Source organism: Kitasatospora sp. NPDC002965 (assembly GCF_040611255.1).
Lineage (GTDB): Bacteria > Actinomycetota > Actinomycetes > Streptomycetales > Streptomycetaceae > Kitasatospora.
On sequence record NZ_JBEXNT010000119.1, the window covers coordinates 5,945 to 12,956 of the forward strand.

At 72.3% G+C, this 7,012-nt stretch carries 5 protein-coding genes; 1 reads left to right on the top strand and 4 read right to left on the bottom strand.

The window, feature by feature from the left end; all coding sequences use genetic code 11:
- Positions 1 to 62: 62 nt before the first annotated feature.
- The 4 genes from ABZY91_RS32775 to ABZY91_RS32790 are packed head-to-tail and all read right to left on the bottom strand — an operon-like array spanning position 63 to position 5,516.
- Complete coding sequence (locus ABZY91_RS32775; protein WP_355406684.1) at positions 63 to 995, bottom strand: carbohydrate ABC transporter permease; 933 nt, start codon at positions 993 to 995, stop codon at positions 63 to 65.
- Between the two features lie 26 nt (positions 996 to 1,021).
- Complete coding sequence (locus ABZY91_RS32780; RefSeq protein ID WP_355406686.1) at positions 1,022 to 1,927, bottom strand: sugar ABC transporter permease; 906 nt, start codon at positions 1,925 to 1,927, stop codon at positions 1,022 to 1,024.
- Positions 1,924 to 3,207 (bottom strand): extracellular solute-binding protein, encoded by a 1,284-nt coding sequence (locus ABZY91_RS32785; protein ID WP_355406688.1) that lies wholly within the window; start codon positions 3,205 to 3,207, stop codon positions 1,924 to 1,926. Before ABZY91_RS32785 ends, ABZY91_RS32780 begins: the two co-directional genes overlap by 4 nt.
- Positions 3,204 to 5,516 (bottom strand): glycoside hydrolase family 95-like protein, encoded by a 2,313-nt coding sequence (locus ABZY91_RS32790; protein ID WP_355406690.1) that lies wholly within the window; start codon positions 5,514 to 5,516, stop codon positions 3,204 to 3,206. The genes ABZY91_RS32785 and ABZY91_RS32790 overlap by 4 nt, the downstream gene beginning before the upstream one ends.
- 647 nt (positions 5,517 to 6,163) lie before the next feature.
- Between ABZY91_RS32790 and ABZY91_RS32795 the strand changes: the two genes are divergently transcribed.
- Positions 6,164 to 6,862, top strand: coding sequence for a FadR/GntR family transcriptional regulator (locus ABZY91_RS32795; RefSeq protein WP_355406692.1), 699 nt, complete (start codon positions 6,164 to 6,166; stop codon positions 6,860 to 6,862).
- Positions 6,863 to 7,012: the final 150 nt, after the last annotated feature.

Below are 7,012 nucleotides of genomic sequence, written 5' to 3' on the forward strand. Positions count from 1 at the left end.
TGCGCAACGGCCGAGACGGACCCCCACGGCTCCGGGGGTCCGTCTCGGCCGTTGCGCACCGGTCACTTGCCGGCGCCCATGGTGAGCCCCTCGGTGAGGCGGCGGCCGAGCCAGGCGTAGAGCCCGATCATCGGCAGGATCGCGATCGACACTCCGGCGAAGAGCGCGCCGAAGTCCGCGCCGGTGAACTGCTGTTGCTGGAAGTAGTTCAGCAGGGCCAGGGGGAGGGTGAACCTGTCGTCGGTCTGGATGAACATCAGTGCCAGCAGGGTCTCGTTCCAGATCGCCATCGCGTTCAGCAGGGTCGCCGTCACCAGGCCGCCCCGTGCGAGCGGCAGCATGATCCGCCAGAAGGTCATGGCGGCGGACACCCCGTCGAGGGCCGCCGCCTCCTCCAGTTCGGCCGGCAGCGAGGCGAAGAAGGAGGTCAGCAGGAAGACGGTGAACGGCAGGGACGTCACGACGTAGAGCACGAACAGGCCGAACAGGCTGTCGATCAGCCCGAGCCGGTTCATCAGCGCGTACAGCGGCAGCACCATGACCTGGACGGGGATCCCGAGGCCGAGCACGAAGTACAGGCTCAGGCCGTTCGAGATCCGGCCGGGTCGTCGGCCGAGCACGTAGGCGGCGGGTCCGGCGACGACCACGGTCACCGCCGAGGCGGCGACCACCAGGAGCGCCGAGTTGAGGAACGCGGGGCCGAAGCCGCCGTCGTTCCACGCGGTGGACCAGTTCTCGAAGTGGAGCTCGGTGGGTGGGGACCAGGGGTGTTCCAGGACGTCCCGGCTGCTCTTGAGCGAGCTGATCAGCATGTAGAGGAAGGCGAACAGGCAGAAGCCGGTGAACAGCCAGACGGCGGCCGTCCCCGGGAGCCGTCCGAGCACGGCGGCGGCGCGCCTGCGGCGGGTGGCCCCGGCCGGGGCCCGGCGCCCGTCCGCGCCGGTCGGCCCGTCCGTGCCGGTCGGCCCGGTGGCCTCGGTCGTGGCGGTGGTCATCGCGGGCACCTCTCTCCGGTGGGGTTTCAGAACTGCAGGGCTTCGCGGCGCATCAGCCGGCGCAGCACGATCACCACGACCGCGACGAACACGAGCGTGGTCACGGCGGAGGCGGAGGCGTAGCCGAACCGGTTGAGCGGGGTGATGCCGCCGACGGTCTCGCCGTAGACGAACATGGCGTTGTTCCACTGGTAGGTGGGGGGCAGGGCGCCCTGGTTCCCGCTGAAGGCGAGGATGAACTCGAAGATCTTGACCGAGGTGATGGTCCACAGCACGGCGGCGGCGGCGGTCACGTCCCAGGACAGCGGGAGCGTGACGTGGCGGAAGCGCTGCCAGGCGTTGGCGCCGTCGAGCCGGGCTGCCTCGTAGTAGGAGTCGGGGATCCGGTCGACGCCGGCCATCAGGATGGTCACGTAGTAGCCGGTGTTGATCCAGACGAGGGCGAGCAGGACGGCGTTCGCCGCCCGGTCGGGCCGCAGCCATTCGACCGCGCCGATCCCGAGGTGCCCGAGGGCCTGGTTGACGAGGCCGTCGAGGCTGAGCAGCGAGCCCCAGAAGATCGCCAGGACGACGGAGGAGACGATGTGGGGAAGGAAGATCACTCCGCGGATCAGCCGGCGGCCCCGCATCTCGCGCAGCATCAGCATGAAGCCGAAGCTCAGGACGAAGAGGACCGCGCCGACCCCGAAGAGGATCTTCAGGGTGTTGCCGAAGGCGGACGCGAACGCGGGGTCGTGCAGCAGTTGGGTGTAGTTCCGGACGCCCGCCCATCGTGGCGGGTTGATGCCGTCCCAGTCGGTGAGGCTGGTGTACACCGCGTACAGGGTCGGGCCGATGAACAGCGCGGTGTAGAGGGCCACCGCCGGCGCCACGAACGGTGCGAAGATCCGTCCGCGGCGCCGTTCCAGCGGTGAGTGGGCGGTGGCACTCACGGCGTGGCCTTCCAGAAGTCGACGGAGGCCTGCTTCGTCTGGGCGACGAACTCGTCCGCCGTCGTGACGCCCTGGATGAAGCGGACCACGTTCGGGGTGTACGCCTTGGTGGCCCAGGCGGCGTAGTCCACGAACAGCCGGGCCTGGTCGGGGTAGACCTCGTTGCCGTCGATGGCCTTCGCGACCGCGGCGAGCTCCACGGGCGCCGGTATGTCGGTGCGCGGGGTGATGGTCAGTGCCTCGGTGGCGAGGCCGGAGAGGCGGTCCCTGTTCATGAAGTACGCGATGAACTTCTGTGCCTCGGCGGCGTGTGCGGCGCTCCGGGGCACCGCGAAGCCGAAGAAGTTGACGCCGACCGCGGTGTTGCCGCCGTCGATCGCGGGGAGCTGGAAGTTGCCGAACGTGAAGCCGGCCGGGACGTTGGGCCGGCTCTCGCCGGGCACCCAGGTGCCGTTGAGGTAGAACGCGGCCTTGCCCTGGGCCCAGCTGGTCTGGGACTGGGTGCCCTGGGTGGACTCGTAGCCCTTGATGAAGTAGTTCCTGCGCAGCTGCTCGACCTTGCCGGCGGCGGCGCGGACCTTCGGGTCGTCCCAGGCGGCGCCGGTGCGGTCGGCGGCGAGCGCGCGGACGCCGTCGGTGCCGAGCTGGCGCTGCAGGGTGAGCAGGGTCCAGTACGGGTCGTTGCTGGGCAGGGCGATCGGGGCCACGCCGGTGGCCTTGACGGCGTCGAGCTTCGCGACCAGGTCCTCCCAGGTCTTCGGCGGGGCGGCGGCGAGCTCCGGGTACGTGGCGGCGTTGAACCAGACGCCCTCGGTGGCGACCGAGTACGGCACCATGAACGGCTTGCCGTTGCGGTCGTCGAGGTAGGCCCGGTACTTGTCCGGGATCACCTCGCCGACGGTCTTCGTCTCCCCGGGGATCTGCGTGGCGTAGACCTGGGTCAGGTCGGCGCTCTGGTCGGCGGCGACCAGGGCGCCGAGCGCGTTGACGGAGTTGTCGACGAGGTCGGCCGCGGCGCCGTTCTTCAGGGTCGGGGTGATCTTCTGGATGACCTGGCGGCCCTGCCACTGGATGGTCACCTTGATGCCGGTGTCCTTGGTGAACCTGTCGGCCGCCGCCTGGATGACTCCGGCCTGCGGCTCGTTCCGGTTCCACATCGACCAGTAGGTGAAGGAGGGGCCGTCGTCGGAGCCGCCGCCGCAGCCGCTCGCGGTGCCGGCGACCAGGGCGGCGACGGCGGCGGTGCGCAGGAGGCGTCCGGTGCGGGGTTTCGTGATCATGGGCGGTGTCCCGTTCCGGGTGTGGTGGGGGTGGGTTCGGTGGACAGCGGGCCCCTGTCGGCGGGCCTCCTGGAGGGCAGGCCCCAGCGGAAGGCCGGCGTGGAGCCGGCCGGTTCGACCGGCTCGACCGTGAGGTCCGGGTGGTCGCCCGCCGCCGTGACGAGGCACTCGGCGCCGGCGGGCAGGGTGATCTCCAGCAGGCCGTCCGGGCGCAGCCGCCAGCCGGTCGGGCCCGGCAGCCCGCCGAGCGGGCGGACGTCCGCCGGTCCGGCGAGGCCGGCCGGGGCGACCAGGCACGGCTGCCCGGCCCCGCTGTGGACGCGGATCCAGCGGGTGACGCCGCCCCGGCGGCAGGCGCTGACCCGGAAGGCGCCCTCGGCGACCAGGTCGTGGACGGTGACGTCGGCCCAGGCGGCGGGGACGGCCGGGAGGACCCGCAGGACGCCGCCCCAGCTCTGCAGCAGCATGTCGTGCAGGCTCTGCGCCCCGGACAGCGGTGTCTCGACGACCGCGCCGGTCTCGGCGTACATGGTGTTCGGCCGGACGTGGACGTCGAGCAGTTCGTCGAGTCGGTGCAGCGCGGCGTCCCCCTCGCCGAGGAGGGCGTGCATCGAGGCGGCGCCGGTCGAGCTGTAGCCCCGGAGCTCGCCGGTCAGGCCGAGCCAGTGCGCCATGCTGCGCCGCAGCAGGGCGCGTTCGGAGGGGGAGGTGAGGTCGAGCTGGTGGAGCGGGTGGAACCAGAGCAGGTGCGAGTAGTGCCGGTGGGAGCTGGTGAGCCGCAGGTCCCGGCCGATCCACAGGCCCTCGTCGGGGTCCTGCGGCGGTGCGGTGAGGCGGTCGAGCACGTCCTGCCAGGTCGCGGCGAGCGGGTCGTCGGTGCCCCGCCCGGCGTTCTCGTCGAGGAGGGTCCGGCAGCCCCAGTGCAGGAGCGCGAGGTCGTAGTTGCAGTCGGCGGTGGTCCCGTACTCCGGGGAGTGGGTGGCCGGCAGGTGGAGGACGCCCCGGTCGTCCTCGGTGAGGAAGTGCAGGTAGTAGTTGACGGCCTTGCGCAGGAGCGGGAGGACCGTGTCCCGCAGGTACGGCTCGTCCATGGTGTGCCGGTGGGCGAGCCACGCGGTGTGGAGCGCCCAGGTGAGGTTCCCGGTCTCGGGCAGGATCGCGGTGCGGCCCGGGACGCCGGCCGGTTCGCTGCGCAGGTCGTCCTGGCTGGAGCGCCCGATGGCCAGGGAGTCGGCGCGGTAGGGCTCCGGAGTGGAGGCCAGCAGGCCGGGTTCGCCGTGTTCCAGGGCCGTGCGCAGCGAGTCGAGTTCGGGGTGCCCGGAGGCGTTGAGCAGCCAGTACTCCAGTTGGACGTTGAGGTTCCACCAGACGGCGGGCCACGGGGTCGGCTCCGGCCAGGGGCCGTGGGTGGTGAGGAGCGGCCGGTCGGCGCGGGTGGCGGAGGCCAGTTTGTACAGCTGGATCCAGTAGAAGGACTGCAGCCGGGTGTCGGGGACGGAGAGGAAGCTCTTCGGGTAGAAGGCGTGCCACCAGGCGCGGTGGGTCTCGACGAGCCGCTCGGTGGTGGTCCGCTCCGCGCGGGCCGTGGTGGCGGCCGCGGTGCGGTCGGCGGAATGGTCGGCGGCGCTGTGTGCGACCGTGCAGAGCAGGGTGGTGGCCCCGTCGGGTTCGGTGCGGGTGTGCCAGCGGGTCCGGGTCCGGCCGCCGCAGGCGAGGTCCTGGACGCAGCTGCCGCCGGAGCCGGCCGTGGTCAGGACGGGCGGGGGGTTGTCCTTCAGGCCGGCGGGGCGCTGCTCGGGGTGGAACGCCTCCCGGGGTGGGACGGCCGGCGCGGGGGTGAAGGTCCAGGTCACCTGCTCGGTGCCGGTCAGCGGGTGGCACCGGACGACGAGCAGGTCGGTGTCGGCGTGGACGAAGGCGGTGAGGGCGATCGTCCCGCGGGTGGTGGTGAGCGTGCCGGAGAGTTCGGCGTCCAGGAGGGAGAGCCGCAGGTCCACGCCGGTGAGGGCGCCGGCGCTGTGCAGGGTGAGGTGGCCGACGGGCAGGCGGGTGCCGCCCCAGAGCGGGCCGCCGATGTCCTGGTGGTCGCGGACGCGGCTGTCGCCGAGGACGAAGCGGAGCCGGGTTTCGTCCTCGGGGCGGCGGACGGAGGCGGCGAGGCCGCCGTTGCCGAGGAAGGGCCCGTCGTAGAAGCCGCCGGGAACGCTCTGCCAGACGGGGTCGAGTCCGCCGAGGAAGTCCCGCCAGCCGGTGCCTGTGGCGAGGCGGTCGTCCAGCACCGGGTGGTGCGGTAAGTCGGTGTCGGTCATGGCTGCTCCGCTCGGTTCGGGATACGGGATTCGGGATACGGGATTCGGGGTTGCGGCGGTGCGGCGGTGCGGGGGTGCGGGGGTGCGGGGGTGGGGCGGTGCGGGGGATGCCGGCCGCCGGAGCGGTGTCCGGGGCGGCGGATCCCGGCCGAGCAGCGATCAGCCCCGGGTGGCGCCGCGGTAGGGGGCGCCGTGGAAGTCGTCGACGCCGAGGTCGAGCGCGGTGCGGACGGCGTCGATGCGGGACGGTGACGTGCTCGTGGAGGTGGTCGACGTACTCGATGACCCGGTCCTCGGTGCTCCCGCACTGGTGGCATGCGGAGTTTCGTCCGATCAGCCGCATCGGAGCGGCCTGGACATGGGATGAACTGTCGAGCAAAGGCGCCCCGCCTGTCCAGACTCTCGCCGAAGAAATCACAACCACACTGGTCAGCAGGGCACTTGGTGGGTGACAATCGGAGGAGATGGCCAAAGGTGGACAGGATTGATGGGATGTCTACTAGGCTGGGTCACACGCGCGGGGCGCCGACCGGCGAGCGGTGGCCGGCGGAGGGCCGGCCCCGGCGGTGTGCTCTGATAGCCGGGGCGAACCAGTAGCGCCCCCGTCCGCCCAGCATGCGAAACCCCCGTCGCCCAGGAGCCCGCACGTGTCACTGACCGACATGGCCATCGCCCGGATCCGCGAGCTGATCCGCTCCGGCGCACTGCCCCCCGGGGCCAAGCTGCCGCCCGAACAGCAGCTCGCCGCCGAACTCGGCCTGTCCCGCAACCTCATGCGCGAGGCCGTCAAGGCCCTCGCCGTGTCGAGGGTGCTCGACATCCGGCGCGGCGACGGCACCTACGTGACCAGTCTGGCTCCCGGCGTGCTCCTGGAGAACCTCTCCAGCGCCGTCGAACTGCTGAGCGGTGACACGCTGTTGGAGCTCATCGAGACCCGCCGCCTCCTCGAACCCGCCGCCACCGCGCTCGCCGCGACCCGGATCGACGACGCGGCCCTCGCCGAACTGGCCGGCCACCTCGACGCGATGCGGCAGTCCCGCAGCGACCCCGAGCGTCTGAACCTGCACGACGCCGCCTTCCACCGCACCGTCGTCACCGCCACCGGCAACGAGACCCTCACGACCGTGCTGGAGGGGATCTCCGGCCGCACGCTGCGCGCCCGCGTCTGGCGCGGCCTGGTCGACGAGGACGCGGCGGATCAGGCCATCGCCGAACACGAGGCGATCCACCGGGCCCTGGCCGCCCGGGAGGCGCCGCTCGCCCAGGCCGCCGCCCTGATCCACGTCACCACCACGGAGAACTGGCTGCGCGCCCACCTGCGGACCGGCTCCGGCGAGGACCGCTGACCCCGGCCGGGCGCCGGGCGCGCGGAACGCCGGTGGGGGGGGGGGGGGGGGGGGGGGGGCGCCCCCCCCCCCCCCCCCGCGGGGGGGGGGGGGGGGGGCCGGGGGGGGGGGGGGGTGGGTGGAAGAATTAGTAGTGAAGGATTTATTATT